Source organism: Okeania sp. SIO2B9 (genome assembly GCF_010672505.1).
GTDB classification, from domain to species: domain Bacteria; phylum Cyanobacteriota; class Cyanobacteriia; order Cyanobacteriales; family Microcoleaceae; genus Okeania; species Okeania hirsuta.
Genome location: NZ_JAAHGK010001375.1, coordinates 1 through 1,944, shown reverse-complemented (window position 1 = coordinate 1,944; position 1,944 = coordinate 1). Strand labels below are relative to the sequence as shown.

Annotated in this window: 2 protein-coding genes; both read right to left on the bottom strand. The window is 35.9% G+C overall.

The features are described from left to right. Nucleotides 1-151: glycosyltransferase (locus F6K13_RS30895; protein WP_287289541.1), on the bottom strand; the 151-nt coding region annotated here is incomplete at its 3' end. A 1,371-nt stretch (nt 152-1,522) separates the two neighbouring features. Beyond that, the coding region (locus F6K13_RS30890) for an ATP-binding cassette domain-containing protein (RefSeq protein WP_287289539.1) at nt 1,523-1,944 on the bottom strand (422 nt) is incomplete at its 5' end.

The window sequence follows — 1,944 nt, the reverse complement described above, 5'->3', positions numbered from 1 at the left end:
CCAATTGGGACGCCATAGCTTCTAACAAAACATTCCCAAAAGTCTCAGTCTCACTGGGAAATAACATCACATCAGCCGATGCATAATGCCTAGCCAAATCCACCCCTTTCTGCATCCCCACGAAATGAATATCGGGGTATGATTTCTCTATTTCCTTGATTTTTCCCTATTAATTGAAGGGTATAAACCCATATATTGTTCCTGCATAAATTGACATACTCAGATTACTTAGTATATTGCTAAGTATTAAGTATTATTAGCTTTAACTAGCTATCAGCTATCAGCTATCATCCTAAAAATTTACGCAATTAGGTATCTGTTTGCGGAGCATTCCGGATCGAAACGCTTTTTAACTTTAAACTTGAAAGTAAAAGGCATCGACCTAATACTTACTCCTACCCTATAACCTAAATTTAACGCAAGTAGATTAAAACTGCCACCAAAGAAGTTTATTGGTTTACATTTATTAAAATAAGGGAGTATTTTTTTATCCCCTTGCTGAAGTATAGAATTTTTGGAAAGGCGAATCTTTGTTAGGAAAAGTTTTTATTTGTCAATCAAAACTGTTTGTAAAAATGCTTGCTTTTTATTCTCTCTGTAAACTGATGGAAGTGTTCAAGAATTTAGAATTAATAATTTAGAATTTAGAATTATTTCTTCTTATAAATAATATCATGTCCGGCTAATTAGTGATAAAAAATTTTCTCCTTCAACTCAAGTTCTTCTTCTTCCTTCTTCTTCCTTCTTCTTTCTTCCCTCCTGACTCGGTCCTTCCCCTCCTGGGAGGGGTTAGGGGTGGGTTGACTCCTGAGGACTCCGTCGTTATTTATTTATAACTGTTCAACCGGACATGATATAAGAGGATTGGATCAAAGGATTTTTTTTCTTCTCTTGGTCTGATGGATATGGCGAGGAGATCCGCTCTTGACAGAGCCGCTACTTCTTACAGAGGAGCTTTCCTATGGTCATGCTGCGCAAACGCTAACGCTAACACCATCCCACCCTTCGGGAAGCTGCGCTAACGACCGTTTTTTTCTCCATGAATGGAGAAGCTTTATACCTGAATTTTTCGGTAAAAAAAAATGGTTTGAGTTAGGTTAGTTAGGCAACGGAAAGTTTAAGCAAATATACAACTTTTTTTGTGAATAAGAAAAAACATTTACTGAGAATATAGGTAGTGGTGTATAAATAGTAATATCCTCAAAAAAGTCAAGTATTCAAGGAAAGACTATCTTTTTGAAAAGAATAATTTAGGTACTTTCTATTCCCTATTCCCTGTTCACTATTCGCCACCTCTACCCTAGTGCAGGATGGCGGAAATAACTAACCAGTTAAAAAAGGTTCAAAAGCTTGTACAATAACCTTTCTTCCCTTCTGCCTTCTGCCTCCTGCCTTCTGCCTTTTTGCACTAGATCGCTACATTTACAGGACTACCAAAATATCTAAGGTTTCTAGATGTACTTTGACTGATAACAAAGTTACGATTCAGGAGACTAACTGACGACTAAATAATTACAAGATATTAACTAAACTGTTGCTGATAAAAACGAGCATAAAGCATACCTTTTTCTAACAATTCTGAGTGAGTTCCTGATTCTAATATTTCACCATTTTCCATAACTAAAATTCGATTAGCACGACGTACAGTAGCTAGTCTATGAGCAATAATAAATACCGTTCTTCCTTGCATCAATCTTTCTAACGCTTCTTGTACTAAAAATTCAGATTCAGAGTCAAGAGAAGAAGTCGCTTCATCTAATATTAATATCTTCGGATTTTCTAGTATTGCACGAGCGATCGCTATTCTTTGTCTTTGCCCTCCAGATAAATTAATACCCCTTTCTCCTACCCAAGTTTGATAACCTTTTGAAAGCTTAGTAATAAACTGATGAGCATTAGCAACTTTAGCTGCCTTTTTTACTGCATCAATATTATAATTTAGCA